We start from the raw sequence: 26,080 nt of genomic DNA, 5'->3' as shown, positions 1-26,080 counted from the left end.
CACCGTGACCCGCTCCCGGGGACCAGGGGGCGAGGTCGCGGTGGGACTGCCCCGATGGGTGTACCTCCCGGCGCTGCTGGGCGCCTGCTTCGTGATCCTGCCCCTGGTGGCGATGCTGCTGGAGATCGACTGGGCCCACTTCGTGCCGCTGGTCACCTCCGAATCATCCAGGGCCGCACTGCTGCTGAGCCTGAAGACCGCAACAGCGAGCACGGTCCTGTGCGTGCTCATCGGGGTCCCGATGGCGCTCGTCTTGGCCCGCAGCAGCTTTCCCGGCCAGTCGGTACTGCGATCGTTCGTCTTGCTGCCGCTCGTGCTGCCACCCGTCGTCGGCGGCATCGCGCTGCTCTACACCTTCGGCCGCCAGGGCCTGCTCGGGCAACAACTCGAGGCGTTCGGGGTCCGGATCGCGTTCACCACCACCGCGGTGGTCCTCGCGCAGACCTTCGTCGCGCTGCCGTTTCTCGTCGTCAGCCTCGAGGGCGCGCTGCGCACGGCCGGCAGGCGCTACGAGACCGTGGCCGCCACCCTCGGCGCCCGGCCCACCACCGTGTTGCGCCGGGTCACCCTCCCGCTCGTGCTGCCCGGACTGATCTCCGGCGCCGTGCTGGCCTTCGCGCGCTCTCTCGGAGAGTTCGGCGCCACCCTCACCTTCGCGGGCTCGCTGCAGGGTGTCACCCGGACCCTGCCCCTGGAGATCTACCTGCAGCGCGAGACCGATCCGGAGGCCGCGGTGGCGCTGTCGCTGCTGCTCGTCCTTGTCGCCGCGCTGATCGTGATCGGCACCAGCAGGCGCCGGTCCGGCGGTGTGCTGTGAACCGGGCCGCCGAGACCACGGCCCGGGCGACGGGCCGCGACGGGCTCCGGGTCCATGCCCGCCTCGACCATCGCGACGTCGACCTCGACCTGGACCTCGAGCCCGGGCAGGTGCTCGCCGTCCTCGGCCCGAACGGGGCAGGCAAGTCGACGCTGCTCTCGCTGATCGCCGGGCTGGTCCGGCCCGACCGGGGACGCGTCGAACTCGAGGGACGGGTGCTCACCGACACGGCGTCGGGGGAGTTCGTACCGGCCCACGCGCGCGGCGTGGCGATGCTGTCGCAGCAGGCGTTGCTGTTCCCGCACCTGAGCGTCGCCGAGAACGTCGCGTTCGCGCCGCGCAGCCGGGGCGAAACCCGTTCCGCTGCACGCGGGATCGCCGAGCAATGGCTCCGCGAGGTGGAGGCGGACGAGCTCGCGAGCAGGCGGCCGACGCAGCTGTCCGGCGGCCAGGCCCAGCGCGTCGCGATCGCCCGCGCCCTCGCCGCCGACCCGCGACTGCTGCTGCTGGACGAACCGATGGCGGCCCTCGATGTCGGCTCGGCTCCTGCGGTGCGCCGACTGCTGCGCCGGATCCTGCGGGAGGAGCAGCGCACCGCCGTGCTCGTCACCCACGACCTGCTCGACGCCCTCGCGCTCGCCGACCGCGTGATCGTCCTCGAGTCCGGGCGGATCGTCGAACGGGGGAGCGTGCGCGAGGTGCTGACCTCTCCGCGCAGCGCCTTCGCCGCCCGGATGGCGGGGGTCAACCTGGTGTCCGGGACGATCGAGGAGCCGGGAATTCTCCGGACATCCTGGAGCACAACGCTGTCCGGGATCGGCGAGGCCGCGGTCGGGTCCGATGCCGTCGCCCTGTTCCGGCCGGGCGCGGTCGCCGTGCACCTCGAGCCGCCGCCACACGCCAGCCCCCGCAACGTGATCGCGGTGACCATCGCGGAGCTGGACGTGCACGGGGCCACCGTCCGGGTCAGGGGAGTGGACCACCCGGACGGCAGCACCGGACCCGCCGCCGATGTCACGGCGGCCGCGGTCGCCGACCTCGACCTCGCCCCGGGGCAGCACGTCTACTTCGTCGTCAAGACGCAGGAGATGGAGCTGCATCCGGCGCTGGCCCCGACCGCGCGTCCGACGGACATCTAATCGGTCGCGGATGTCGGTGGGTCTGCTTATCGTGAGCCCATGAGCATCCCAGCCATGATCAGCGTCTCGGGGCTCGCGCGCACGTTCACGACCAAGACCGGACCCGTCGAGGCCGTCAAGGGCATCGACTTCCAGGTGTACGAGGGCGAGATCCTCGGACTGCTCGGTCCCAACGGTGCGGGCAAGACGACCACGCTGCGCATGATCAGCACCCTCATCAACCCGACCGCGGGCGAGGCCACGGTCTCCGGCGCGGACCTGCGCCGTGATCCACGCGGGGTCCGTTCCCGGATCGGATACGTCGCGCAGGGCGGGTCGACCAACGAGGAGGAGCTGGTCCTCGACGAGCTGATCCTGCAGGCCAGGCTGTTCGGGCTGAGCAAGGCGGCCGCCGTCGCGAACGCCGTGGCGCTGCTCGGCGCCCTCGACCTGGACGGCCTCGGCGGCCGAAAGTGTAAGCAGCTCTCGGGCGGTCAACGCCGACGGGTGGACATCGCGCTCGGACTCGTGCACCAGCCGAACCTCATCTACCTCGACGAGCCGACCACCGGCCTCGACCCGCAGAGCCGCGCCAACCTCTGGGACCACATCCGCTCGTTGCGCGACCGCGGCACCACCATCGTGCTCACCACGCACTACCTCGACGAGGCCGACGCCCTCTGCGACCGCATCCTGGTGATGGACCACGGGGAGATCGTCGCGGAGGGAACCCCGGACGAGCTCAAGCGACGCATCTCGGGCGACGTGATCAGCCTCGAGATCGCGCCCGAGCTGGCGGCACGCGCGATCGCGGTCGCCGACGACGCGCTCGACCTGCGCTCGCAGCTGACCGAGGGCCATCACGTGCACCTGACCGTCGAGCACGGCGACGCCGCGGTCATCCCGCTGTTGCACGCGCTGCAGGGGGCAGGCATCGTGCCGGGCTCGCTCACCGTGAAGCGACCCAGCCTCGACGACGTGTTCCTGACCGTGACCGGACGATCCCTTCGGGACGGAGACCGAGCATGAGCTTCCTCAACGAGACCGGCCTGATCTTCTGGGCGCATCTGCGCGCGAACCTGCGCAACCCGCTGTGGGTCCTGATCGGACTGACCCAGCCGATCCTCTACCTGGTGCTGTTCGGCCCGCTGCTCGAGGGCGTCGCCGGCTCGATGGGCGCGGGCACCGACCCCTGGCTGGTGTTCACGCCCGGACTGATCATGCAGATCGGACTGTTCGGCTCGATGTTCGCCGGCTTCGCGATGGTCTACGAACTGCGCGCCGGGATCATCGAACGCCAGCGGGTCACCCCGGCCAGCCGCGGGGCGCTGTTGCTCGGCCGGGTGCTCAAGGACATGGTGGTGCTCATGGTCCAGGCCAGCATCCTGACCCTGGTCGCGGTACTGCTCTTCGACCTGCGGCCCAACCCGCTCGGCTTCGTGCTGACGCTGATCCTGGTCGCCATCATCGCGGCCGGGATGTCCTCCGCCTCATACGCGCTCGCCCTTGCAACGCGGTCCGAGGATTCGCTGGCCTCCGTGCTGAACATGGTTTCGGTTCCGCTGCTGCTGCTCTCGGGAATCCTGCTGCCGATGACCCTCGGTCCCGGGTGGCTGCAGACGCTGGCGCGGCTCAACCCGCTCTCGCACACCGTCGATGCCGCCCGCGCCCTGTTCCGCGGCGACTTCGGGTCCTCCGACGTCTACATCGGGACCCTCGTCACCGTCAGCCTCGCGCTGGTGCTGGGCCTGATCGGGGCCCGCACCTTCGCCAAGGAGAACGCGTAGGGGCGCCCCGCCGGTTCGGCTAGCCTCGACTCCATGCGTCCGACTGCACTGATCACGGGGGCGAGCCGCGGGCTCGGCGCCGCCATCGCCCGCGAGCTCGCGCCCACCCACGACCTGCTGCTGGGGGCGCGCCGCCCCGAATCCCTGCAGCCGATACTCGCGGAGCTGCCCGGTGCCGTCGGCTGGCCGGCGGACCTCACCGACCACGCCGCGGTCGCAGCCGCGGTCGCGGGAATCGAGCGCCTCGATGTCCTGGTGCACAACGCGGGTGTGGCCGAGCTCGGCCCGGTCGCCGAGATCCCCGCCGAGGTGTGGCGCCGGACGTTCGAGGTGAACGTGGTGGCCGTCGCGGAGCTGACCCGGCTGCTGCTGCCCGCCCTGCGCGCGGCGAACGGGCATGTGGTGCTGATCAATTCGGGCGCCGGGCTCCGCGCCAACGCCGGCTGGGGCGCCTACGCGGCCAGTAAGTTCGCCCTGCGCGCGTTCGGTGATGCGCTGCGGCTGGAGGAGCCCGCGCTGCGGGTGACCTCGATCCACCCGGGACGGATCGACACCGACATGCAGCGCGACATCATCACGGCCGAGGGCGGCGCGTACGACCCGGACGAGTTCCTCAAGGCAGGCACTGTCGCGGGCGCGGTACGGGCCGCGATCGAGACTCCGCGCGACGGACACCCGACCGAGGTCATCCTGCGCCCGATCGCACGGTAGGACGTCCCACCAGACGCCGCGGCGGCTCCGGTGTCGCTTCACCGGTGGCAGCTCGGATCGATTCGCGCGTTGTATCGACGCAGGGGAAGTGTCGGACCCCCTCGCTAGAATTAGCACATGCGTTCGAGCGCGTGTGGTGGAGAATCCGAGCAGGTCGCAGAGCACCTGGCGGGACTGGCCGCTGCGGTCGACGGACTTTGCACGGATGATCTCACCAGACTGCCGGACTCCGACGTCCTGGGAGCGCTGCGTGGGATGGAGGCCGCGCTACGCTCCGCCGCCGCGGTCGGGCACCGCCTGATCGTCGAATCGGTCGAGCGTGGACTCCCTGGAAAGAACGGCTGCGCGTCGGTCAACAAGCTCCTGATCGAAGTGCTGCGGATCTCCGCGGGGGATGCGAGCAGGAGGGTGACCGCCGCGAGGAAGCTCGGCACTTGGCGCACCCTGTCGGGCGAGGAGCTACCGGCGACCCTCCCGGCGACCGCCGCCGCACAACGCGACGGCGACATCGGCGCCGAGCACGCCGCGGCGGTGCGCGAGGTGGTCCATAAGATCCCCCGCGCCACCCCCACCCCTGAGGTCGAGACCGCCGAGCGGGTCCTGGCGGAGTTGGCCCGGCGCGGTACGCCCGAGGACGTGGCGAGGGCAGGCCAACGACTACTGGCCTACCTGAACCCAGACGGCAAACTCACCGACGACAAGGATCGCGCCCGCCGCCGGGGGCTCCGACTCGGACGCCAGGATTCCGACCTCATGACGCCCGTGTCCGGGTGGCTGGATCCGGAAACCAGGGCACTGCTCGATCCGGTGCTGGCCAAACTCGCCCGACCGGGGATGAACAATCCCGACGCCCCCCAATCACCTTGTGGGGATGCAGAATCCGCGAGCATCGATCGGAACGAGCTCGGTCGGGCAGCCGCCCGAGATACCCGCACCGCCGCACAACGAAATCACGACGCCCTCAAGCAGGTCCTGCGAGGGCTACTGGGGTCCGGAGCGCTCGGCAACCACCGCGGGCTGCCGGTCACGACGATCATCACGATGCGCCTCGATCAGCTGGAACACGCCACCGGCGTGGTCACCACGGCCTCCGGAGGCGCGGTCCCGATCAAGGACGCACTCCGGATGGCCGAACGATCCCACCCTGTGCTGGCGCTATTCGATCACAACGGCCGCCCGCTACATCTTGGGCGCGTCAAACGGCTCGCCTCCGCCGACCAACGTCTCGCGTTGATCGCCGCCGAAGGCGGCTGCTCCCGGCCCGGCTGCGACGCCCCCGCCACCATGACCGCGGTCCATCATGTCCACGACTGGCGCAAGGGCGGCAACACCGACATCGACGAGCTGACATTGGGCTGCGACGCCTGCCACGCCCTCATCCACGACGGGCCCGGTGGCTGGCAGACCGGCATCGCCCCCGACGGCACCGCCTTCGCCGGGCGCACCCAATGGACCCCACCACCGCACATCGACCCGCAGAAGCGGCCGAAGGTCAACCACCGCCACCATCCTGGGGAACTCCTCGACCGCGCTCGTCGAACAGCGATGGAACACAACGAAATCCACGTCCGACGACGTGGCCGGGTGCGAGGAACGCCACACAGCGGCGGCAAAACGGGCGATGGCGAAGAGCCGTGACAGCGGATCGCTTGGTAGGGCACCCCGACCCGCCGACAGCGCGACCGACCCGAGCAGGGCTCGTTCCCTGGATTCGGATCAGGGCTGTCGATTCTTGTGGTTCTCCGCAACCCAGGCCGCGATCTGTGTCCGCGAGGTGAACCCGAGCTTGGACAGGACGTGCTCGACGTGACCCTGAGCGGTGCGGGGCGAGATCACAAGCACGGAGGCGATCTCCTTGTTGGTCAGTCCCTCCGCGACGAGGTCGGCCACCTCGGCTTCTCGACGAGTCAGCACCGGTGCGACCGGCGCCTTCCGGGGCTCCTCGGTGCGGCGGTCCCCGAGTGCGTACGCGACAGCGTCGTCGACACCCATCCCGGCACCGGTCCGAAACGCCTCGCCATAGCCGCGAATCCCGAGCGCGTCGCGAGTGAGTCGCTCACACTCGTCGTGGTGGACAAGTAGGTAGGGAAGGGTCACCGTGGCGCTCCCCGCCGTCCGCGCGAGCGCCTCCGCGGCACCCATCAGGACGGCCGCACGCGTCGGCTCGTCCTCGCGTATCGCGATCCAGGCAAACGACTCCAGGCACCAGCCCGCCATGACCGGGTCGTTGATCTGCCGGATCAGCCGCAACGCCTGCTCCGTCAGGGTTGCTGCTCGATCGGTCTCGCCCACCTGGAGCGCTGTATGTCCGAGAGTCCAGGACGAGTACGCACGGAAGTGGTGCTCGCCTCGCGGGGTGGTGATCGCAAGGATCTGCTCGTGGCAGGCGACGGCCGTCTCCTCGTCCCCCGATAGTCCGCTCGCCGCTGCCAGGCCTAGAAGCCCACCCACCTGTCGGCCGACTCGGGACACACTTCGACTCGGGGCGGACCCGGTCGCCGACCGTGCGCCTGCGCTGGCGATTGCGGCCCGGAACGGTTCGACCGCGGCGGCGGGATCTCCACTGAATACGGCCAGATAGCCGCTCGCGTAGTTCGCGGCCTCGAGCGACTCCGGATCCCCCAATTGCTCTGCGAGCTCGCGGCATTGCGCCACCCGCGCCGCGGCCTCGTCGAGTTTGGCCTGCATTTCCGCCGATACGCTGTCGAAGTACAACATCAGCACGCGTTCCTCGGCCCGCGCGGCATCGGCGGTTGTCAGGCAACGGCCCATCCAATGCCTGGCTTCCCCCCACTGGCCCCGGCACGACGACCAGAACGTGTACATGCCGTTGACGAAGCGCGCGGTGGCATCTGGCTCGGTGTCGATCACCGACGCGGTCATGCTGAACGCCAGGGCCTCCCGCAGGTTCGACTGCTCCCGATCGAGTCGGCCGATCCAGTGCACCTGGCGGGGGCCGAGCCACTCCGACCCGGCCAGCTCGACGAGCTGCTCGTGCCACGCGAGGTGGCGTCGCTGAGCCCTGGGAAAGTCGCCGGATTCACGCAACTTCTCCGAGCCGTACGCACGGATCGTCTCGGCCATGCTCAGGCGCACGATCTCCCCACACTCCTCGCGGACCAGGATCGACTTGTCCACGAGTGAGGCCACCGCGTCCAGAAAATCGTCGTCTACCAGCTCCTCGGGGCAGACTCCCTCGGCCGCATCCAGCTCGAAACCGCCCACGAACACCGAGAGCCACGCCCACAGCTGCTGCTCTTTCGCGGCGCACAGCTCGTAGCTCCAGTCCACGCACGATCGCAACGTCTGCTGCCGAGTCGGTGCGACCCGGGAACCGACGGTCAGCAGCCGGTACCGGTCGGTCAGGCGTTCCATGATCTGTTCGGCGGACATCGCCCGGATCCGCACCGCCGCCAGCTCGATCGCCAACGGCAGGCCGTCCAGCCTGCCGCAGATTCCCGCCACCGCAGCGCAATTGGCCTCGGTGAGCACAAACTCCGGCAGGCAGGCCGTGGCACGTGCGACGAACAGCGCCACCGCCTCGTACCGCGACATCGCCTCGAGTGGTGGGGTCTGCTCCACGTCCGGAACCGTCAACGGCGGCACCCGGAGCACCCGCTCCCCGTCCACCCCGAGGAGCTCGCGGCTCGTCGCCAGGATCCGTAGCTCTGGACATGCGCGCAGCAGCGCCTCGCCAAACTCCGCGACCGCCCCGAGCAGGTGCTCGCAATTGTCGAGCACCAACAAGATCTGCCTGGCGGAGAGGTGGTCGACCAGCACACTGGACACCGAACGTCCCGGCTGATCCGGCAGGCCGAGCGCAGCGGCGACGGTCTCCGCCAACAGGGCAGGATCGCGCAACTCGCCGAGCGCGACCAGCCAGACCCCGCCGGCGAACGCACGCCGCGAATCCTCGGCGACCCGCACGGCCAGCCTGGTCTTGCCGACGCCACCGATGCCGGCCAGCGTGACCAACCGCGAGGTGGACTGCAAGCGCCTTGCCTCGGCGATCTCGTGGCGCCGACCGACGAAACTGGTCAACTCCGCAGGCAGGTTTCCGGGCTTGTCCTTCACGGAGGTCGTCACAACGTCCCCTCGTCTCGCCGGGATTCGATGCGTTTTACGCTACCCCCGGCAGATCAGGACGGGCTCGTGGTGACGATCTTGTTGTGCACCTTTTGCCACCCGCTCGAGGGCAGCGATGATCGGTCAGACCGGATCGGACACCGTTGCGCTGTTCCTGTCCCGAACCCAGCGCGGCAGGATGAAGACCCCCTCCGCCTCCACGCAGACACCGTCCGGCCCGGCAAGATGCCCGACGACGATGGTCTTGACGCCCTCGAGGCGATCGATGCGCGCCTCGGCGTGCAGCGCGCCGAGCGGGGTGGGGCGGCGGTAACGCAGGGTCAGCGTCCCGGTCATGCCGGGCGCACCGCCCGCCTCAGCCGCCGCACCGAGCACCTGATCGAGCACCAGAGCGGACACACCACCGTGCGTGAGACCGGCGGGACCCTCGTAGGCCGACCCCAGGTGGAAGTCGGTCGACGCGCGCCCGTCGGGGTCGCAGTCGATGACCAACGGCGGCGCGATCGCATTGCGCAGCCCGGCCGCGGCATTGCCCCAGGCCCGCTTCTGACCCGAGGCGCCCCAGCGCACGCCGTACGGTCCGGGGATCATCTGCTTCCGCAGCAACTGCTTGGCGGACTCGATGTGCTCCATCGCGGCGCGCACCTCCGGGTCGTCGACCTCGGTCAGCAGCGCGATCTCGATCAGCTCCCTGACGCTGTCGGTCAGCGGCCCGTACAGGTCCGCCTGCTGCGCGATCTCCTCGTCGGACAGTCCGTCCGCGACGTAGAGCTGTTGTTGGTGAGCGATCGAGTCAGTCACAGTGCCTCACTAGTGCGGGAAGTCGACACCGGGCACGAGGGCAACGGTCCTGGTGCACGGAGCGTCATGCGTGCGATGTGCACTCTACATACGACCGAGGGTGCGCCCCCGGACGCCGTCGGCCGGTCCTACCGGAGGCGCTCGCGCCGCGCCAAGGTACTCCCCAGCCCCGCGGCCGCCGCACGCACGGCCCCGACCTGGCTCTCCGGTCGAAACCGCCCGGTCGGGCCGGTGACGCTGATGGCGGCGAGGGGCTCCTCGCCCTGCCCGAGCACCGGCGCCGCGACACAGGTGAGACCGAGGGCGGATTCCTCGTGTTCGAAGGCCACGCCCGTCTCCACGATCCTCGTCAGCTGACGGCGCAGCAGTCCTGGCGCCACCACCGTGTGAGCGGTACGCCGGGTCATCGGCGACGAGAGCACCTCCCGCTGGATGTCCGGACCCGCATGCGCCAGGAGTGCCTTGCCGATCGCGGTGCAGTGCAACGGATTTCGTCCACCCGTCCGCGACGGCGACTTCGCCTGACGGTGACCGCCGATCTTCGCGATGTAGACGACGTCGTGACCCTCCCGGACGCCGAGATGCACGGTCTCGTGGGTTCGCTCGTACAGGTCCTGCAGAAAGGGCATCGCGACCTCGAGCAGGCTGCGTTCGACCGATGCCCGCATCCCGAGTTCGAAGAGGCCGCCGCTGAGGCGGTAGCCGCCGTCGACGCGGTCGAGCAGTCGGTTCGCGACCAGATCACCGGCGAGTCGATGCACGGTCGCCTTGTGCAGCCCCGTGCGTCGGACCAGGTCGGCGAGGGTGAGCACCTGATCCTCTGCCCGGAAGGCGCGCAGGATCGTCACCGCCTTGCCGAGCACGGTATCGAGGTCCGCGGCGCCCGTCATCATTCGAGCGTATCGCTGAGTGAGACGAAGGGCTGGTTCGGCCGCACGGATCCCGTAACAGTAGGGGCCATGAGCCAGCCCACGAACTCCATCGCGGCGAGCGAGTCCGACATCGCCACCGCCGCGGACCGCCTCGCGTCCGCCGCCGCGGCCGGTGTGCCCTGCTCGCCGGTGCGGGATCTGATCGGCGCCGACGACCTCGCCGCCGCCTACGCCGTCCAGCAGCGCGTCAACGACCTCCGGCGGCAGGCCGGCGCCACAGTCGTGGGCCGCAAGATCGGCCTGACCTCGGTCGCCGTCCAGCAGCAGCTCGGCGTCGACCAGCCCGACCTCGGCGTCCTGTTCGACAACATGGCGTACGCCAATGGCGCCGACATCCCGATGAGCCTGCTGATCCAGCCGAAGATCGAGGGCGAGGTCGCGTTCGTGCTCGGCGCCGACCTGGCCGACGGCCCGCTGGACGCGGCCCAGGTCCGCGGCGCGATCGAGTACGCCGTCGCCGCACTGGAGATCTGCGACAGCCGCATCGAGAACTGGGACATCCGCTTCGGCGACACCGTCGCCGACAACGCATCGTCCGGTGTCTACGTCCTCGGATCCGAGCGGCGCACGCTCGACGAGATCAATCCGGTGGACGTCGTCATGTCGATGGCCGTCGACGGCCAGGAGGTCTCCTCCGGAAACGGCGCCGCCTGCCTCGGCGACCCGATCGAGGCCGTGGTGTGGCTCGCCCGCGCGGCGCGCGACCTCGGCCAGCCGCTGCTCGCCGGTCAGGTCATCCTGTCCGGCGCCCTCGGCCCGATGGCGACCGTCGCCGCCGGCAACACCGTCACCGTCACCGTGTCCGGTCTCGGCACCGTGACCGCCAGTTTCGTGGGAGAGAAGGAAGCATGAGCAAAGTCAAGGTCGCGATCATCGGATCGGGCAACATCGGCACCGATCTGATGATCAAGGTGCTCAACCATTCGGAGCACCTGGAAATGGGCGCGATGGTCGGTATCGACCCCGCCTCCGACGGTCTGGCACGGGCGGCGAAGCTCGGCGTGCCGATCACCGCTGAGGGCGTCGAGGGCCTCGTCGCGCTGCCGAACTTCGACGAGATCGAGATCGTCTTCGACGCCACGTCGGCGAAGGCGCACGTCGCGAACAACGCGCGTCTGGCCCCGCTCGGCAAGCGCATGATCGACCTCACCCCGGCCGCCATCGGGCCGTATGTGATCCCAGCGGTCAACGGCGACGACCACCTCGACGCGCCGAACGTGAACATGGTGACGTGTGGTGGCCAGGCCACCATCCCGATGGTCGCGGCCGTCTCACGGGTGGTCCCGGTGGCGTACGCCGAGATCGTCGCGTCGATCGCGTCGAAGTCGGCGGGCCCCGGTACCCGCGCCAACATCGACGAGTTCACCGAGACCACGTCCGCGGCGATCGTGTCGGTCGGCGGCGCCAGGCGCGGCAAGGCCATCATCATCCTCAACCCCGCCGAGCCGCCGCTCATCATGCGCGACACGGTCTTCTGCCTCGTCGACGCGCCGGACCCGGCCACCCACGACGAGATCCGCCAGTCGATCGAGAAGATGGTAGGCGACGTCTCGGCCTACGTCCCCGGATACCGCCTCAAGCAGCAGGTTCAGATCACCGAGATCCCCGCAGACCAGCCGGTCGAGACCCTGGTCGTCGACGGCAACCGACCGACCCACCAGGTGTCGATCTTCCTCGAGGTCGAGGGCGCCGGACACTACCTGCCCGCCTACGCCGGCAACCTCGACATCATGACCTCCGCCGGACAGCAGATCGCGGAGCGGATCGCACAGAAGAAGGAAGCCACCCGATGAGCAACCCCACCATCTTCGTCCAGGACGTCACCCTCCGGGACGGCATGCACGCGGTGCGCCACCGGATCTCGCCGGAGGACGTCAAGCGCATCGTGTCGGCCCTCGACGCCGCCGGCGTCGACGCCATCGAGGTCGCCCACGGTGACGGTCTCGCCGGCGGGTCCGTGAACTACGGTCCCGGCTCGCACACCGACTGGGAGTGGATCGAGGCCGCGGCGGAGTCCATCCAGAACGCCCGCCTGACCACGCTGCTGCTGCCCGGTGTCGGCACCATCGAGGAGCTCAAGCACGCCTACAAGCTGGGCGTGCGGTCGGTGCGCATCGCGACGCACTGCACCGAGGCCGACGTCTCCGCCCAGCACATCGAGACCGCCCGCGAAATCGGCATGGACGTCTCCGGCTTCCTGATGATGAGCCACATGGCACCCGCCGAGGAGCTCGCCAAGCAGGCCAAGCTGATGGAATCGTATGGCGCGCACTGCGTCTACGTCACCGACTCGGGTGGACGCCTGACCATGGGTGGGGTCCGCGACCGGGTCCGCGCCTACCGCGAGGTCCTCAACGAGGGCACCGAGATCGGCATCCACGCCCACGAGAACCTCTCGCTGTCGGTGGCGAACAGCGTCGTCGCCGTCGAGGAGGGTGTTTACCGCGTCGACGCGTCCCTCGCCGGGCACGGTGCGGGCGCGGGCAACTGCCCGATCGAGCCGTTCATCGCGGTCGCCGACCTGTACGAGTGGAAGCACGGCTGCGATGTGTTCGCCCTGCAGGACGCCGCCGACGACATCGTCCGTCCGCTGCAGGACCGGCCGGTGCGCGTCGACCGCGAGACCCTGACCCTCGGCTACGCCGGTGTGTACTCGAGCTTCCTGCGGCACGCGGAGACGGCGTCGGCCCGCTACGGCATCGACGTCCGCACTCTGCTGCTCGAGGCCGGCAAGCGCAAGCTGGTCGGCGGCCAGGAGGACATGCTCGTCGACATCGCTCTGAACCTGGTTGCGGAGCGCGAGGGCAAGGGCGCCAGCGCCTGACCTCAGGTACGACAGGGGGGCTGTGACCGGAAAGGTCACAGCCCCCTTGGTGTTCCCAGGCGACGGTAGCGTCAGGGCCTGCCGGCCGCGTCCTTGCGCAGCAGGAAAGCGAGGACGGCGGACTCGAACGCCTCCTTCTGCTCGATCATCGCCCAGTGCCCACAGTTGGGGAACACGTGCAGCTCGGCATTGGGGATGGTGCGCATCGGGATCAGCGCCATGTCCAGCGGGCTGACCCGGTCGTCGCGGCCCCACGTCAGCAGCGTCGGCGCCTTGACCTTGTGCATCATCGCCCACGGCGGCGGCGCATCGGAGGCCTCCATCATCTTCACCATCTGCGCGAACGCGGCCTTGCCGTACATCCGGCGGGCGCTGTCGAGGGTCTCCGGATCGGTGGCCTGGGTCCAGCGCTCCTCGATGAGTTCCTCGGTCACCATCGACGGGTCGTAGACCATCGAGTGCAGCCACTGAATGAGGCGCTCGCGGGTCGGCGCCTCGGTGAACTCCTGGAGCAGCTTGATGCCCTCGCCAGGGCCGGGGCTGAAGATGTTCTTACCGATGCCGCCGATGGTCACGAGCCGGCGCACCTTGTCGGGGTGGTTGATCGCGTAGCTGATGCCGACGCCGCCGCCCATCGAGTTGCCGATGATGTCGACGCTGTCGAGCCCGAGCGCGTCGACGAACACCTCAACCGACTGCAGCGCGGTGACCATCGGGTGGCCGCCGAAGTCATCGCTGACGCCGAAGCCCGGGAATTCCAGTACGAGACAACGGAAGTGCTCGGCGAAGAAGCCGAGGTTGCCCCGGTAGTTACGCCACCCGGTGACGCCGGGGCCCGACCCGTGCAACAGCAACAGTGGGGGACCGTCGCCCGCCTCGTGATAGCGCAGGACGCCCGCGTCGGTGGTGACCTCCCGCAGGGTGCCCTCGTAGCTCAGGTCCGATGTCATCGCCTACCTCCGTCTCAAGAAGCGGTACGTCAGCCCGCTGATTACCCGCCACGCTGCCACCGCCGCGGCCCCGCTCCCAGGTGCCGTTCCGGTCAGTGGGCAACCCGTGCCCGGACATGCGTGAAGGGCACCCCCATCCGGTCGGACCGGACGGGAGTGCCCTTCACCTTGGCGAGATGTCGCCTGCGGGCGACTAGTCGACCGTGGCCATCGCGGGCTCGCCCGCTGCCGCGGAGGTGGGCACCGCCACCTGCTCGATGCGGCGCGGCAGCAGCAGACCCGCGACCAGGCCCGCCACCGCGGCGGCCGCCGCGATGAGGAAGGCGATCTGGAAGCCCTTGTCGGTGTAGAACGCCATGCCACCCGTCATCTCCAGCGGGATCGGCGCGATGTGCGAGTTGTTCATGACGGTGAACGCGATCACCGGCAGCGCGGCCGGGAACACGCTCTGGAACACACCGACGATGCTCGCGGTGGATGCCTGCAGCTGCGGCGGCACCGCCTCGATCAGCAGGTTCGGGATCGCCGCGTAGCCCATGCCCATGCCGAGACCGACCAGGCCTGCGAACACGATCAGCATGCCCTTGGTGTCGTGCGAGTAGGCGGTCAGGGTGCAACCGATGGCGGCGGAGACCATGCCAATGGCCAGCAGCGGCCGCGGCTTGACGTGGCGACCCACCAGCACACCGACGATCAGGCCGCCGATCACGGTCATGGCACCGATCGGCGCCTGGAAGAGCGCGAAGCCCTCGGCGTCGACACCGAATCCGTAGCCGAGGCCCATGATCTCGGGCGTCATGGCCATCATCGGGAGCAGCATGGTGTACAGGCCGCTGACGCCGTAGATGAACCCGGCCGCGATGGCGGTCAGGATGACGGGGCGACGACGCAGCACCTTGAGGTCGATCAGCGGCTCCTTGACGATGCCGGCGGTGACCAGCCACGCGACGACAAGCGCGATGCCGCCGAACAGGTACGCCAGGGTCGAGCCCGACTTCCAACCCCAGGTCGGGCCGAAGCTGATGCCGATCAGGATGCCGGCGATACCGCCGCCGAGCAGCAGGGCGCCGAGGAAGTCCAGGCGCGAGCGCAGCCGCACGGTGGACTCGTCGGTGCTCACGAAGATCATTCCGCCCAGGATGACGAGGCCGATCACGAAGAACCAGAAGATGCTGCGGAAGCCGTGGTTGTCGATCAGCCATCCGGTGATGAACGGCGCGGGGATGGCGATCAGGCCCATGCCGCTGGTCGCGATGCTGACGGCGAGCGCGATCGTCTTGGCCGGGAACACGTCACGGATCAGTGAGTAGCTCAGGAACAGGCAGGGCACCAGCAGGCCGGACAGCGCACGGCCGGCGATCAACACCGCGAAGCTGCCCGCGATGGCGGAGATGAACGATCCCAGCGCGGCGACCGCGATGCAGGCGAGCAGCATCTTGCGCTTGCCGTACATGTCGGCGAGCTTGCCGATCAGGGGCGCGGTCATCGCACCGACGAGCAGGAACGAGGTGAGCAGCCAGGCACCCTGCGTGGTCTGGTAATGCCCCGAGATCGCCGGGATGGCCATCGAGATCATCATGTAGCTGATCGCGAGCATCTCGAGGACGAGCACGATCGAGGCCAGGGAGAAGATCAGGCGCGGCGTCCACCGCTGCGGGAGTGCGTCCTGAACCTGCGGCGGGACAGATCCGCCGGGTTGAGCTGGAGCGACCATCATCGGGTCCTTTCGGGTGTTCCGCGAACTCGGTGTCGGAGACCGACGAGGATTCGAGCCGGGCATGTGGTGGGTGTTCACATTCACCAGGTGCTTGCCGACTGAATGTGTAATCGACATCACAGTTCGTGAGGCCCTCCCAGCACCATCCGTTGTTCCGCCCAGCGGGAGATCCGAGCGGTTTGCGCGTCGATTCGGACCGAAATGCAGAGGTAAATAGGCAAATCGGGCGTGTAGCACTGTCCGCCGCCGCCCGCCACGAGACCATCGTCACGGACCTCACCACGGGGCCGGGCAGCGTAGGGCAGCGCCACCCGCGACCGCGTCCGTATCTCCCGATGAGCGGTACGAGATCGCCGCGCACGCCACGCGCGCTGGCTACCTTGGAGCTGAAGATGTGATGTCGACCACCAGAAGGAGTTCCATGACGGCCACCCTTAGTTTCGAGAGCACCAGCAGGACCATCACCGGCGAGTACGAGCTGCATTATCACGAGGCGGGTACCGGGCCGGTGCTGCTGATGCTGCACGGCTCCGGCCCCGGGGTGAGCGGCTGGTCGAATTTCGCGGGGAACCTCCCCGTGTTCGCCGAGCACCACCGCACGATCGTCCTGGACATGCCCGGATTCGGACGCAGCCCGGCGCTGGAGTGGAACGACGTGTACCCGAGGGTGGCCGCCGACGCGATCCGCTTCTTCCTCGACGAGCTCGGCATCGAGAGCGTCGACATCGTCGGAAACTCCATGGGCGGCAACGTCGGTACGGAATTCGCCCTGGCCCACCCGGAGCGGGTGCGTCGGATGGTGCTGATGGGCCCCGGCGGGCTCGCGGTCAACAGTTTCGCGCCGCCGGTGAGCGAGGGCTCACGCCGGCTGTTCGAGTTCCTGGCGAACCCGACGCGCGAGGGCATGGTCGCGTGGGTGGACACGATGGTCGGCAACCCCGCGGTGGTCACCGACGAACTGATCGACCAGCGGCTCGCGAACGCCCTTGCGCCGGGCGCGATCGCCAACACCTTCAAGATCTTTCAGACGTTCTCGGATCCGCGGTTCGCGGACCGGCCGCAGCTGTGGGCCAGGGCGGCCCAGGTGCAGCAGGAGACGCTGCTCGTCTGGGGCCGGGACGACCGAATGCTGCCCTACGAGGGCAGCCTGTTCCCGTTCCGGCAGATGCCGAACGCGGAACTGCACGTGTTCTCGCGCTGCGGGCACTGGGCGCAGATCGAGCGCAAGACGGACTTCGAGCGCCTCACCCTGGAGTTCCTCGGGCGCTAGGCCCCGAAAACGACCGTGACCCAATGTCACACTCGTTCGGTCGAACAGAACGAATGTGACATTGGGTCAACGGGTTTGGCTCGGATCAGTCCAGGCGACCGGGAACCGGATAGCTGCGGAGCGCGTCGGTCTCGAGCACACCCTTCATCGCGGCCTCCTCGATCGAGTCACGCAGCGCCGTGCAGGTGGGGATCCACTTGCTGTCCACGCCGAGCGCGGCCTGCCGTGCGAACTCGGGGCAGGACACCTCCGCGTCCGCCAGCCACTGGATGCTGGTGTGGGTGGGGCTGTATTTCTCCACCAACACCCGGTTCCCGCAGCTGGTGCAGCTCAGTTCCTGCATGGTCGCCTCGTCTCCTAGTTGACGCCGGCGGCGTGCCGCGCGCCGATGTAGCCGAACACCATTGCCGGACCGATGGTCGCGCCGGCACCGGCGTAGTCGTTGCCCATCACCGCAGCCGAGGTGTTGCCGGTGGCGTAGAGGCCCGTGATGGCCTCACCGTCGGCGCGGAGCACCTGCGCCTTCTCGTTGTAGACCAGTCCGCCCTTGGTGCCGAGGTCGCCGGCCCTGGTACGCAGCGCGTAGTACGGCCCCTGGTCCAGCACGTCCAGCGTGGGCTGCGCCAGGGTCGGGTCGCCGTAGTAGTTGTCGTATGCGCTGGCGCCCCGGTTGAAGTCCTCATCCCGGCCGGCCCTGGCAAATCCGTTGTACCGCTTGACGGTGTCGGCGAGCGCGGCCACGGGGACGTCGATCTTCTCCGCGAGCTCTTCGACGGTCTCGGCGGTCTGGATGAGACCGCTCTCCAGCCAGGACTTCGGGAACTTCTGGCCGGGCATGATGCCACCGATCGGGTAGCGGCCCTTGGCCTTGTGATCGAAGACGAACCAGGTGGGCTCGTGTCCGCCCGCGAGCTGATCGTGCACGAACGTCACGTACGGCGACGCCTCGTTCGTGAAGCGCTTGCCGTGCTGGTCGACGATGATCGAGCGCGGGATCGAGCGCTCCGAGACCAGCACCTGGTTGATGCCGTCGGGGCGCCGGAAGGACGGCATCCACCACGCGTCGTCCATGAGATCCAAGGCGGCGCCGAGCTTCTCGCCCGCGATGATGCCGTCACCGGTGTTCTCCACCGCGGCCGCGCTGAAGTTGTCCTTGCCGCCCTCGCGCAGGTAGCGCTTGCGCATCTCCTCGTTGTACTCGAAGCCGCCACTGGCAAGCAGCACGCCGCGGCGGGCGCGGATCCGCACCTGCTTGCCGTTGCGCTCGGCGACCACGCCGGTGACGGCGCCGGACTCGTCGGTGACCAGGGACTGCAGCGCGGTGTTCAGCCACAGCGGGACACCGGCATCCTTGAGCGCCAGCCGCAGCCGGGCGATGAGCGCGCGGCCGAGGGTGTCCATGTGCCGACGGAGGACGATGGCCTTGACGGCCCGCAGCCCGGTGAGCAGCGCGGTCCACTTGGCCTTCCAGGTCCGCGTCACCATGTTGAGCTGCACGAAGTCCTTCGAGGTGATGAACAGCCCCGGAGGCGTCGCCAGTGCGGCCGGACGCAGCAGGTCCTCGTCCTCGCCGAGCTCCTTGAGGTTCACCGGGAGCGGCTCGATCGTGCGGCCGTTGGGGCGGCCACCCGGCTGCTCGGGGTGATAGTCGGAGTAGCCGGTGCACCACTGGAACCGCATGTGCGGGCTCGAGGTCTCCAGGAACTCGAGGGTGCGGGGGCCTTCGTCGATGAACGCGTCGAGGTTCTTCGAGGGCACCCGGTCCCCGACGACGGCATCGAGGTAGGTGCGCACGTCCGCGCGCGAGTCGCCGAGTCCCTCACGGACGAGCAGCGGGTTGTTGGGCACCCAGATGCCGCCGCCGGACAGTGCGGTCGTGCCGCCGTACACGGCGGCCTTCTCGATTACCAGGGTGTCCAGGCCCCGGTCGGCCGCGGAAAGGGCGCCGGTCAGGCCGCCGCAACCGCTGCCGACCACGACGAAATCGACCTCATGGTCCCAGGATTGTTCGCTTGCAGACATAGTTCTCTCTCTGGTGATACTCAGCCGAAGCTGATGTCGTCCTGCGACCAGAACGCGCGCATGCTGGTGATCCGCGCCTGGTCGTCGAAGGTCATGACGTCGATCGGTTCGATCGTGATGGTCTGCTCGCCGGTGTCGGTGACCACCCGGAACGCGAAGGCGGCCGAGTTGCCCGCGACCCGGATGGAGAGCAGTTCGGTCTTGTTCTGCACCGCGTCCAGCGCGCTGTAGAACTTCTCGATGGCCTCGCGGCCGACCAGCGGCTCGGTGCCAACCGGGTCCTCGAGGGTGGCGTCGTCCGCGTACAGGGCGGCGACGTCGGCCGATGTGCCGCCCCCCACCGCGTCGAGGTACTTCGACACCGTCGAACGGATGTCGTCTGCTGAGGCCATGATCTCTCCCGGGCATATGGGTACGGTCTGTACGTGTGACGGTAGCCACAACGGCCCGCACGTGCCCCCCGGCCTTCCCGCCCAGCGGGAGGCCGCCGACCAGCGGAACAGAGGTGCGACGATGTCCGGTACGGTCCCTCGGTTATGACCGTCGGCGACATTTCCCCCGACACGATATGGGCGGTGCTGAGCGAGTCCGCGCGGCGCCACCCCGAACGCGAGGCCGTCGTGGACGGGCGGGAGCGGCTCACCTATGAGCAGCTCGCCGCGGCCGCCTCCCGTGCGGGGATGGCGATGTCCGCCAGCGGGATCCGGCACGGCGACCGCATCGCCCTGTGGGCACCGAACTCCGCCCGATGGGCAGTGGTCGCTCTCGGCGCCCATTCCATCGGCGCGGTGGTGGTGCCGGTCAACACCAGGGCGCGCGGGGTCGAGGCCGCGCATCAGCTGCGCATGACCCGCAGCCGGGTGCTCTTCGTGGACGACGGGTTCCTCGGCACCGGCTACGCCGCGATGCTCCGGGGGGCCGCCGGGGAATCCGGACCGGACCGGCCGGTGCTCGGTCTCCCGGATCTGGATCGGATCATCGATTTCCACCGTGAGCCGGACCTGCACATCACGAGCTGGGCGCAGTTCCTCGGGTGCGCGGCGAAGCCACGCACCGTCGACCTGCGGGCGGCCCATCGGGCTGGTCCGCCCGGGCCCGACGACCTCGCCTACGTCATGTCGACGTCCGGCTCGACCGGTCCGGCCAAGGGCGTGGTGCTCCGGCACGGACAACTGGTCCGCGTGTACCGGTCCCTGTCCGAGCGGCTGGGGATCGGCAGCGGCGACCGGATCCTGGGGGTGACCCCACTGTCGCATTCGTTCGGACTCAACGCCGGCCTGCTGGCGGCGCTGGCCGCGGGCGGCTGCTACGTCGCCGTGGACGTGTTCGACCCGGCGGCCGCGCTCACCCGGATCGCGACCGAACGGATCACCGTGTTGTCCGGTCCGCCGACGCTGTTCACCGACCTGATCGCCGCGTCGCCCGCGGAGCGAGACCCGCGGGCGCACACCCCGCGGCTCGCGGTCACCGGCGCGGCGACGGTGGCGGCCCCGCTGCTCGACCGTATCCGCCGGGTGCTGGGCATCCAGCTGATCGTCACCGGCTATGGACTCACCGAGGCCAGCGGCACCGTGACCGCGAGACACCCCGAACCGCAGACCGTCTCACTCGCCGCGCCGCCGCTGCCGGGGGTGGAGCTGCGCGTGGTCGACGCCGAGGGAAACGCCGTCGCGGACGGCACCGCGGGCGAGGTCCTGGTCCGCGGATACAACGTGATGTCGGGCTATTTCGAGAACGAGTCGGCCACCGCGAAGGCCCTCGACGGCGACGGCTGGCTGCACACCGGCGACGTGGGGGTGCTCGAGGACGGAGAACTGCGGATCGTCGACCGGATCGGCGAGATGTTCATCGTCGGCGGCTTCAACGTGTACCCCTCCGAGGTGGAACACGTGCTGAGCCGCCACCCGGCGGTCGGCGAGGTCGCGGTCGTCGGGGTTCCCGACGACCGGCTGGGGGAGCGCGGGATCGCCTACGCGGTCCCGCGCCCCGGACACAGCGTGACCGGACGGCAGCTGATCGAGCACTGTCGCGATGCGCTCGCCGGCTACAAGGTGCCATCCGAGGTGATCCTGCTCAGCGAGATGCCGCGGATCGCCGCGGGTAAGCCGTCCCGGCGGGCCCTGCGCGAGCTGGCCCTGCAGCGGCGCGCGGAGCACCGCGGCACCGCCTGAGTCGGGTGGCTACGCCGAGAACCCGCCGAACCCGCCCTTGAAGAACAGCAGCGGCCTGCCGTCGGCATCCGCGGTCAGGTCGGTGATGCGGGCGAGCACGATGGTGTGGTCGCCTGCGTCGTGCTCGAGTTCGACCGTGGCCTCGATCCTCGCGAGCGCGCCGCCGAGCGCCGGGGCACCGTTGCCCGCCGGGCTCCAGTCGACCTGAGCGAACTTGTCGCCGCCGCTCACCGCGAAGGTCGAGCAGACGTCCTTCTGATCGTGGGCGAGGATGTTGATGCACAACGAACCGGCCTCGCGCAGCAGCGGCCAGCTGGTGGAGGTCTTCGCGGGGCAGAACGAGATGTACGGCGGATCCAGCGACACCGACACCACCGACTGGCAGGCGAACCCGAGGGGTCGGTCGCCGTCGTGGGCGGCGATCACCGCGACCCCGGTGCAGAAATGCCCCATCACCTTTCTCAGTGTGGCGGCGTCGGGAGCCGAGAGAGCATCCTGCTCGGCGACGGCTGTGATCTCTGCGCTCATTGCGGTTCCTCCTGATGAAACGGGCAACAACCAGGATCGCCACACCCAGTGCGTGGCGCCATCCAGGTTCCCGGTCAGTGGTAGCTTGCCTTGTCCAGGTCATCTGTCCAGTTGTTAGGCTCCCGGAGTGGCACCGACCGAACCGGCCTCCGAGTCCGACCTCCCCAACCTGCCCGCGACCAGCTGGGCCGTACTCGGCATGCTCGCGTTCGATGAGGAGCTGTCCGGCTACGAGCTCAAGAAGTGGGCCGACTGGAGCATCAAGTTCTTCTACTGGAGCCCGTCGTTCAGCCAGGTCTACACGGAGCTGAAGAAGCTCGAGAAGCACGGCTTCGTCACCTCCCGGGTGCAGCACGACAACGGCGTCCGCGGCCGCCGCCTCTACAAGATCACCGAGGCGGGCACCGCCGCGGTCGGGCGCTGGTCCAACGAGGCGCCGATCGACCCGCCCATCCTCAAACACGGTGTGATGCTTCGCATCTGGCTCGGACACCTGAACAAGCCGGAACGGCTCAAGGAGATCCTCCGCGAGCACATCGAGTACGTGTCGAAGATGGAACGGCGCGCCGCGGCCGATGCCTCCGGCGCGGACAAGGAACCGGCATGGGCGTACTCCCAGATCGTGCTGCGGTGGGCCGAGCGGTACTACGCCGCCGAGCGCGATCTGGCCGAGCAGCTGATCGCAGACATCGACAAGGCCGACGCCGTCCTCGCACAGGTCAAGGACGGCGACGACGCCGGTTTCCCGAAGCCGACCCCCGGTGCCTGGCGCCAGGTGGAGGTCGAGACCGAGTCGGAGAACCCCGACCTCGAGTGAGGCCTAGCGGGCCGGGTCGAGGATCTCCCGCAGGTCCGCCCACGCCTGCTTCTGCGCGGTGCGCGCCAGGGCCAGCATGCCCATGGTCATGAACCCGTGGATCGCCCCGTCGTATCGACGATGGTTGATCTGAACACCCTCGGCAGCAAGGGCATTCGCATAGGCGTCACCCTCCGAGCAGAGCGGGTCACAGCCCGCGGTCACCACCACTGCCGGCGGTAGGCCGGCGAGCTCCGCGCGCAGGGGAGAGGCGTACGGGTGTCCCCGGTCCTCGACCGCGACGTACTGATCCCAGTACCACCGCATCGCGGCACGGGTGTTGAAGTGACCGGTCGCGAACTCCCGGTAGGAATCGGTCTCGAAGTCCGCGGCGATCACCGGGTACAGCAGCAGCTGCGCCGCGAGGCCGGGGCCGCTCCGATCCCGGGCCATCAACGCGGTCACCGCGGCCAGGTTGCCACCGGCGCTGTCGCCGCCGACCACGATGCGGCCGGCGTCGCCACCGAGTTCCGCCGCGTGCTCGGCCGCCCACGCCACCACGGCGTAGACGTCCTCGGCGGCGGCGGGCCACCGCGCCTCCGGGGCCAGCCGGTAATCGACCGAGATCACGATCGCCCCGACACCGTTGGCCATCGCCCGACAGATCCCGTCGTGGGTGTCCAGATCACAGAACACGAACCCGCCGCCGTGCGCGAACACGACGATCGGCACCTCCGCGCCTGCGGTGACCGCGGGCCGGTAGATCCGGACCGGCAGATCCGAGCAGGGACCGGGGACCACGCGTTCGGTGATCTCGGCGACCTGCTCCGGCTGATCGGGCCGCACCAGCCTGGCCCGGATGGCGGCGCGCGCCTGCGCGCCGGTCATGGTCTCGACCTTCGGGAAGCCGGCGTTCAGCGCGTCGAGGATCGCTGCCACCTCGGCGTCGACGCTCATGCGTACTGCAGATCCGTGGGCGCCGCCGCGGGGCGGGCGCGGTGGGCCGACGGCCCGCCCAGGATGGGGCGAGGCTGCTGCTGCAGGGTCGGCTGGACCCGGACCGGGCCACCCTCGATGTTGCGCCAGATTCCCAGCGCGGTCATCCGGACGGGTGCGGCGAGTCGGTGGTCGAGCTTCATCTGCGAGACCGGACCGCAGATCGAGACGGCCGCGACAGCTTCGCCGATGTTTCCGATCGGGGCCGCCACGCAGCCGAACCCGGGCAGCGACTCCTCCCGCTCGTAGGCGATGCCCTGCTCGCGCACCTTGGCCAGCTCGGCGCGGAGCTGGGCCCCGGTGGAGATGGAGTACTTGGTCTTGCGGCTGAGGAGGTCGCCGTCGAGAGCCGCGAGCTGGGCCTCGCCCGCGAACCCGAGGATCGCCTTGCCCACCCCGGTGCAGTGCGCGGGGTAGCGGCCGCCGACGCGGGTCGGGATGGCGGCGGCCATCCGGCCACCGATCTTCTCGAGGTACACGACGTCGGGGCCGTCGAGGATCGCCAGGTGGACGACGTGGCCGGTCACCCGGTGCAGCTCGTGCAGGAACGGCAGCGCGGCCCGGTGCATCCGATCCTGGTGCACCGCGAGGGAGCCGAGCTCCACCAGGCGCATGCCCAGCTCGTAGTCGCGACCCTGCCTGCGCAGCCAGCGGAGGTGGACGAGCCGTTCGAGCATCCGGTGCGCCGAGGAGCGCGGCAGCCCGGTGCGCCGAACCACCTGAGCGAGCGTCAGCCGGCCCGGTCCGTCGAAGGCATCCAGAACGAGCGAGACGCGATCGAGTACGGCGCTCGGGGTGCTGGCGTCGACCAAAGTTGTCATGGAGTCCTCCGGGAGTGCTTGGCGGCTGGGGGCGCCGGGTTGGTGCGACGGTCGGCTAGGGGTCCGACCGGGGTGTTTCGATTAGGAATATGACTATTGATAGCACGAGCTTGTGTCGGCTGTCACACACGACCGAGTGGTTCGTTTTCGGTCACGGGACGGCAAAGGGCCCCGGGTCGATTGACTCGACCCGGGGCCCTTGCGGTTGACCAGCGGTTATCGTCCGTTCAGTGGGATCAGCCCTTGGCGGCGGACCGGCCCGCACGGCGGCCGAAAAAGCTGCCGTCGCCGAGCGACGCACCGCTCGCATACCCGCCTGCGGACACCCCCGCGGTGCACCGACCGGCGCCGAACAGGCCGGGGATCGGCGCACCCGACACGTGCAGCACCTCGGAGTCGACGCTGGTGCGCAGCCCGCCCAGGGTGAACCCGCCGGTGAACCCGCGCAGGTCGATCGCCGCGACCGGCGACCCGATCGGCTTGACCCATTCCGGCTTCTTGCCGAGTACCGGGTCCTCACCATTCGCGGCGTGCCGGTTGTAGACCTCGACGGTGGACTGCAGGGTGCCCGCGGGCAGCCCCATCTCCGCCTCGAGTTCTTCGACCGTCTCGCAGACCCACGCCGGCTGATGCCGCAGGAACGGGGTCGCGGTGGGGGTGGTCAACGCCTCCTCGTACGCGGCCTCGTCGATCACCAGGAACGCCTGGTTCTGGTTCTCGATCAGGGTCGCCTGCCCGACCCGGCCGGGATAGGTGTCCTCGTTGATGAAGCGCTGGCCCCGCCCGTTGACCAGGATGCCGCGGATGAACAGCTGCGGGTCGCAGAAGAACGCGACCTCGGTGGCGTCCATGTGCGCCAGATCCGCGCCGAGCGCCTGCGCCATCTGGATCGCGCGGCCGTCGTGCTCCTCGATCGAGGCGGCGGGACGGCCGACCAGCCGGGGCGCGTACGCCTCGACCATCTGGTCGTTGTACGCGAAGCTGCCGGTCGCGAGCACAACGCCGCGGCGGGCCCGGATGGCGATCTCCTTCCCGTACTGCGTCGCCAGCACGCCGACCACCCGGCCGGTCTCGTCGGTGACCAAGGTCCGCGCGCGGGTGTCGTAGACCGAGCGCACGCCGAGGCCGGCCGCGGTGTCGGTGAGCGGCTTCATCAACATGTAGCCGCCACCGCGCTCGCCGCCGGACTGCTTGTCCGCCATCTGCGGCACGTGCCCGCGCGGAGCAGGCGGGATGGTCGCGGCGAACGGCGCGGCGTTCTCGCCGCCGGTGTACTGCAGACCGTCGTCGCCCGGCGGTTCCCAGCCCGGCTCGCCCCAGAAGCTCGCCTTGAACGGCACGCCGCACTCGACCAGCCAGCCGTAGTGGTCCACGCTGCCCTGGCAATACGCGTCGATCTTCTCGGCGTCCACGCCGGGGCCGAGTGCCGCCGTCATGAAGGCCTTCATGCTCTCAACGGAATCCTCGAAGCCACAAGCCTTTTGGAGTGGGGTGCCGCCGCCGAGATAGATGAACCCGCCTGCCATCGCGGCCGCGCCGCCCCATCCGCCGGTGCGCTCGAGCACCAGCACGTCGGCGCCTTCCTGGGCCGCGGCCACGGCCGCTGACGCACCGGCAACGCCGAACCCCGCCACCACCACATCGGCCTCGTGGTCCCACTGTTCGATCTCATGGGCCGACCTCGGATGGACGGTCCCGGTGTTGCTCGTCATTGCGGTCCTCTCTATCTGGGT

The 26,080-nt window shown here is 69.4% G+C and carries 24 protein-coding genes; 12 read left to right on the top strand and 12 right to left on the bottom strand.

Features of this window, described 5'->3' with window-relative positions; genetic code table 11:
- The first annotated feature begins 4 nt into the window (after positions 1-4).
- From FCG67_RS04395 to FCG67_RS04370, 6 genes are all read left to right on the top strand, one after another.
- On the top strand, positions 5-817 hold the full coding sequence (locus tag FCG67_RS04395; RefSeq protein ID WP_136908063.1) for an ABC transporter permease: 813 nt from the start codon (positions 5-7) through the stop codon (positions 815-817).
- A complete protein-coding gene (locus FCG67_RS04390) occupies positions 814-1,956 on the top strand; it encodes a sulfate/molybdate ABC transporter ATP-binding protein (RefSeq protein WP_136907487.1) in 1,143 nt (380 codons plus the stop codon). The genes FCG67_RS04395 and FCG67_RS04390 overlap by 4 nt, the downstream gene beginning before the upstream one ends.
- A gap of 39 nt (positions 1,957-1,995) precedes the next feature.
- Complete coding sequence (locus FCG67_RS04385) at positions 1,996-2,964, top strand: ATP-binding cassette domain-containing protein (protein ID WP_246044836.1); 969 nt, start codon at positions 1,996-1,998, stop codon at positions 2,962-2,964.
- Positions 2,961-3,722, top strand: a complete 762-nt coding sequence (locus FCG67_RS04380; RefSeq protein WP_077039979.1) for an ABC transporter permease — start codon at positions 2,961-2,963, stop codon at positions 3,720-3,722. The genes FCG67_RS04385 and FCG67_RS04380 overlap by 4 nt, the downstream gene beginning before the upstream one ends.
- 33 nt (positions 3,723-3,755) lie before the next feature.
- Entirely contained in the window at positions 3,756-4,433 is a 678-nt protein-coding gene (locus FCG67_RS04375) for an SDR family oxidoreductase (RefSeq protein WP_136907485.1), read from the top strand.
- A 117-nt stretch (positions 4,434-4,550) separates the two neighbouring features.
- Positions 4,551-6,071 carry an HNH endonuclease signature motif containing protein gene (locus FCG67_RS04370; RefSeq protein WP_136907483.1) on the top strand — a complete coding sequence of 507 codons (1,521 nt, stop codon included), beginning with the start codon at positions 4,551-4,553 and terminating at the stop codon, positions 6,069-6,071.
- Positions 6,072-6,149: 78 nt separating this feature from the next.
- Here the strand turns inward: FCG67_RS04370 and FCG67_RS04365 are convergent, their stop codons facing one another.
- The 3 genes from FCG67_RS04365 to FCG67_RS04355 all read right to left on the bottom strand — a co-directional run bounded on the left by FCG67_RS04365 (position 6,150) and on the right by FCG67_RS04355 (position 10,210).
- On the bottom strand, positions 6,150-8,519 hold the full coding sequence (locus FCG67_RS04365; RefSeq protein ID WP_246044834.1) for an ATP-binding protein: 2,370 nt from the start codon (positions 8,517-8,519) through the stop codon (positions 6,150-6,152).
- A 123-nt stretch (positions 8,520-8,642) separates the two neighbouring features.
- Positions 8,643-9,320 carry a PaaI family thioesterase gene (locus FCG67_RS04360; RefSeq protein ID WP_136907479.1) on the bottom strand — a complete coding sequence of 226 codons (678 nt, stop codon included), beginning with the start codon at positions 9,318-9,320 and terminating at the stop codon, positions 8,643-8,645.
- Positions 9,321-9,448: 128 nt separating this feature from the next.
- Positions 9,449-10,210, bottom strand: a complete 762-nt coding sequence (locus FCG67_RS04355; RefSeq protein ID WP_136907477.1) for an IclR family transcriptional regulator — start codon at positions 10,208-10,210, stop codon at positions 9,449-9,451.
- 69 nt (positions 10,211-10,279) lie between these two features.
- Between FCG67_RS04355 and FCG67_RS04350 the strand changes: the two genes are divergently transcribed.
- Genes FCG67_RS04350 through dmpG form a run of 3 tightly spaced genes read left to right on the top strand, consistent with a single transcriptional unit; the run spans position 10,280 to position 13,076 of the window.
- The gene (locus FCG67_RS04350; protein ID WP_136907475.1) at positions 10,280-11,104 is read left to right on the top strand and encodes a 2-keto-4-pentenoate hydratase; all 825 of its coding nucleotides are present in this window, start codon (positions 10,280-10,282) and stop codon (positions 11,102-11,104) included.
- A complete protein-coding gene (locus FCG67_RS04345; RefSeq protein ID WP_136907473.1) occupies positions 11,101-12,045 on the top strand; it encodes an acetaldehyde dehydrogenase (acetylating) in 945 nt (314 codons plus the stop codon). Before FCG67_RS04350 ends, FCG67_RS04345 begins: the two co-directional genes overlap by 4 nt.
- The gene (gene dmpG, locus FCG67_RS04340; protein WP_077039973.1) at positions 12,042-13,076 is read left to right on the top strand and encodes a 4-hydroxy-2-oxovalerate aldolase; all 1,035 of its coding nucleotides are present in this window, start codon (positions 12,042-12,044) and stop codon (positions 13,074-13,076) included. Before FCG67_RS04345 ends, dmpG begins: the two co-directional genes overlap by 4 nt.
- 71 nt (positions 13,077-13,147) lie before the next feature.
- Here dmpG and FCG67_RS04335 read toward each other — a convergent pair whose 3' ends face one another.
- Both FCG67_RS04335 and FCG67_RS04330 read right to left on the bottom strand, forming a co-directional pair.
- Complete coding sequence (locus tag FCG67_RS04335) at positions 13,148-14,026, bottom strand: alpha/beta fold hydrolase (RefSeq protein WP_077039972.1); 879 nt, start codon at positions 14,024-14,026, stop codon at positions 13,148-13,150.
- A 193-nt stretch (positions 14,027-14,219) separates the two neighbouring features.
- A complete protein-coding gene (locus tag FCG67_RS04330; protein ID WP_136907471.1) occupies positions 14,220-15,740 on the bottom strand; it encodes an MFS transporter in 1,521 nt (506 codons plus the stop codon).
- 424 nt (positions 15,741-16,164) lie between these two features.
- Between FCG67_RS04330 and FCG67_RS04325 the strand changes: the two genes are divergently transcribed.
- On the top strand, positions 16,165-17,013 hold the full coding sequence (locus tag FCG67_RS04325; protein WP_136907469.1) for an alpha/beta fold hydrolase: 849 nt from the start codon (positions 16,165-16,167) through the stop codon (positions 17,011-17,013).
- Positions 17,014-17,098: 85 nt separating this feature from the next.
- Here the strand turns inward: FCG67_RS04325 and FCG67_RS04320 are convergent, their stop codons facing one another.
- The 3 genes from FCG67_RS04320 to FCG67_RS04310 are packed head-to-tail and all read right to left on the bottom strand — an operon-like array spanning position 17,099 to position 19,427.
- Positions 17,099-17,356 carry a hypothetical protein gene (locus tag FCG67_RS04320; RefSeq protein WP_077039970.1) on the bottom strand — a complete coding sequence of 86 codons (258 nt, stop codon included), beginning with the start codon at positions 17,354-17,356 and terminating at the stop codon, positions 17,099-17,101.
- A gap of 14 nt (positions 17,357-17,370) precedes the next feature.
- Positions 17,371-19,035: an FAD-binding protein gene (locus FCG67_RS04315; RefSeq protein ID WP_136907467.1), complete on the bottom strand. Its 1,665-nt coding sequence runs from the start codon at positions 19,033-19,035 to the stop codon at positions 17,371-17,373.
- Between the two features lie 20 nt (positions 19,036-19,055).
- Positions 19,056-19,427, bottom strand: coding sequence for a nuclear transport factor 2 family protein (locus FCG67_RS04310; protein WP_077039968.1), 372 nt, complete (start codon positions 19,425-19,427; stop codon positions 19,056-19,058).
- A gap of 183 nt (positions 19,428-19,610) precedes the next feature.
- On the opposite strand from FCG67_RS04310, the gene FCG67_RS04305 reads away from it, so the two are divergent.
- Positions 19,611-21,206: an AMP-binding protein gene (locus FCG67_RS04305; protein ID WP_211243105.1), complete on the top strand. Its 1,596-nt coding sequence runs from the start codon at positions 19,611-19,613 to the stop codon at positions 21,204-21,206.
- A gap of 9 nt (positions 21,207-21,215) precedes the next feature.
- Here the strand turns inward: FCG67_RS04305 and FCG67_RS04300 are convergent, their stop codons facing one another.
- Positions 21,216-21,734 (bottom strand): flavin reductase family protein, encoded by a 519-nt coding sequence (locus FCG67_RS04300; protein WP_136907463.1) that lies wholly within the window; start codon positions 21,732-21,734, stop codon positions 21,216-21,218.
- A 199-nt stretch (positions 21,735-21,933) separates the two neighbouring features.
- Between FCG67_RS04300 and FCG67_RS04295 the strand changes: the two genes are divergently transcribed.
- Entirely contained in the window at positions 21,934-22,551 is a 618-nt protein-coding gene (locus tag FCG67_RS04295) for a PadR family transcriptional regulator (RefSeq protein ID WP_097210912.1), read from the top strand.
- Positions 22,552-22,554: 3 nt separating this feature from the next.
- Here FCG67_RS04295 and FCG67_RS04290 read toward each other — a convergent pair whose 3' ends face one another.
- The 3 genes from FCG67_RS04290 to FCG67_RS04280 all read right to left on the bottom strand — a co-directional run bounded on the left by FCG67_RS04290 (position 22,555) and on the right by FCG67_RS04280 (position 26,059).
- A complete protein-coding gene (locus FCG67_RS04290) occupies positions 22,555-23,487 on the bottom strand; it encodes an alpha/beta hydrolase (RefSeq protein WP_136907461.1) in 933 nt (310 codons plus the stop codon).
- Complete coding sequence (locus FCG67_RS04285; RefSeq protein ID WP_097210788.1) at positions 23,484-24,347, bottom strand: IclR family transcriptional regulator; 864 nt, start codon at positions 24,345-24,347, stop codon at positions 23,484-23,486. The genes FCG67_RS04290 and FCG67_RS04285 overlap by 4 nt, the downstream gene beginning before the upstream one ends.
- Positions 24,348-24,583: 236 nt before the next feature.
- The gene (locus FCG67_RS04280; RefSeq protein WP_136907459.1) at positions 24,584-26,059 is read right to left on the bottom strand and encodes an FAD-dependent oxidoreductase; all 1,476 of its coding nucleotides are present in this window, start codon (positions 26,057-26,059) and stop codon (positions 24,584-24,586) included.
- Between the last annotated feature and the right edge of the window lie 21 nt (positions 26,060-26,080).

This window comes from Rhodococcus oryzae, from assembly GCF_005049235.1.
Classification (GTDB): Bacteria; Actinomycetota; Actinomycetes; order Mycobacteriales; family Mycobacteriaceae; genus Rhodococcus_G; species Rhodococcus_G oryzae.
Note: the sequence above shows the minus strand (reverse complement) of the source record. Positions and strands in the feature narration are given on the sequence as shown.

Coding starts and splice junctions, on each gene's coding strand:
- dmpG (WP_077039973.1), top strand. CDS start 12,042: ATGAGCAACCCCACCATCTTCGTCCAGGACGTCACCCTCCGGGACGGC.
- FCG67_RS04380 (WP_077039979.1), top strand. CDS start 2,961: ATGAGCTTCCTCAACGAGACCGGCCTGATCTTCTGGGCGCATCTGCGC.
- FCG67_RS04370 (WP_136907483.1), top strand. CDS start 4,551: ATGCGTTCGAGCGCGTGTGGTGGAGAATCCGAGCAGGTCGCAGAGCAC.
- FCG67_RS04350 (WP_136907475.1), top strand. CDS start 10,280: ATGAGCCAGCCCACGAACTCCATCGCGGCGAGCGAGTCCGACATCGCC.
- FCG67_RS04345 (WP_136907473.1), top strand. CDS start 11,101: ATGAGCAAAGTCAAGGTCGCGATCATCGGATCGGGCAACATCGGCACC.
- FCG67_RS04385 (WP_246044836.1), top strand. CDS start 1,996: ATGAGCATCCCAGCCATGATCAGCGTCTCGGGGCTCGCGCGCACGTTC.
- FCG67_RS04315 (WP_136907467.1), bottom strand. CDS start 19,035: ATGTCTGCAAGCGAACAATCCTGGGACCATGAGGTCGATTTCGTCGTG.
- FCG67_RS04285 (WP_097210788.1), bottom strand. CDS start 24,347: ATGACAACTTTGGTCGACGCCAGCACCCCGAGCGCCGTACTCGATCGC.
- FCG67_RS04310 (WP_077039968.1), bottom strand. CDS start 19,427: ATGGCCTCAGCAGACGACATCCGTTCGACGGTGTCGAAGTACCTCGAC.
- FCG67_RS04335 (WP_077039972.1), bottom strand. CDS start 14,026: ATGACATCGGACCTGAGCTACGAGGGCACCCTGCGGGAGGTCACCACC.
- FCG67_RS04325 (WP_136907469.1), top strand. CDS start 16,165: ATGACGGCCACCCTTAGTTTCGAGAGCACCAGCAGGACCATCACCGGC.
- FCG67_RS04290 (WP_136907461.1), bottom strand. CDS start 23,487: ATGAGCGTCGACGCCGAGGTGGCAGCGATCCTCGACGCGCTGAACGCC.
- FCG67_RS04320 (WP_077039970.1), bottom strand. CDS start 17,356: ATGCAGGAACTGAGCTGCACCAGCTGCGGGAACCGGGTGTTGGTGGAG.
- FCG67_RS04330 (WP_136907471.1), bottom strand. CDS start 15,740: ATGGTCGCTCCAGCTCAACCCGGCGGATCTGTCCCGCCGCAGGTTCAG.
- FCG67_RS04300 (WP_136907463.1), bottom strand. CDS start 21,734: ATGAGCGCAGAGATCACAGCCGTCGCCGAGCAGGATGCTCTCTCGGCT.
- FCG67_RS04375 (WP_136907485.1), top strand. CDS start 3,756: ATGCGTCCGACTGCACTGATCACGGGGGCGAGCCGCGGGCTCGGCGCC.
- FCG67_RS04355 (WP_136907477.1), bottom strand. CDS start 10,210: ATGACGGGCGCCGCGGACCTCGATACCGTGCTCGGCAAGGCGGTGACG.
- FCG67_RS04280 (WP_136907459.1), bottom strand. CDS start 26,059: ATGACGAGCAACACCGGGACCGTCCATCCGAGGTCGGCCCATGAGATC.
- FCG67_RS04295 (WP_097210912.1), top strand. CDS start 21,934: ATGCTCGCGTTCGATGAGGAGCTGTCCGGCTACGAGCTCAAGAAGTGG.